Below are 443 nucleotides of genomic sequence, written 5' to 3'. Positions count from 1 at the left end.
ACCTATATTTTGTTATAAATTTAGTAACATTCTCTGTTAATTGCTCCAGATAATACATAGCTTTGTCTCCATCGCTTAGATTTTCAAGTAACTTTGATATATCTTCAATGTTATCTGGCAGGTACTTACAACGATCAATTGCAATTGTAAGCATGCGTTTTTCACCAGGATGTAATATCTAGACATTAAGTTACTCCACACACATGTAGTATAACCATTATTGGCATTTCCATTAATAATTGTAGCTTCTAATTGTTCTTCAAAGGAATTACGGTCCGCTTCTCTATAGGTACAGGATTTTCCAGGTACACATACACATCATAGTCCGAATTTTCATCTTGATAACCAGAAGCTCTTGATCCTCCAAATGTTATTGCTGTTACCTCTGGTAAATTTGAGATTTCTCTTACCAATTCTTTGATATTATCCATATTGATTTGCCC

General features: G+C 33.6%; 1 protein-coding gene. It reads right to left on the bottom strand.

What is annotated here, in order from left to right:
* Positions 1-248 precede the first annotated feature (248 nt).
* Positions 249-443 (bottom strand): nucleotidyltransferase domain-containing protein (locus ACW2QF_RS17920; RefSeq protein ID WP_455717383.1); only part of this gene is annotated, 195 nt, incomplete at its 5' end.

The sequence above is a fragment of the Anaerosporobacter sp. genome (genome assembly GCF_965301125.1).
Note: the sequence above shows the minus strand (reverse complement) of the source record. Positions and strands in the feature narration are given on the sequence as shown.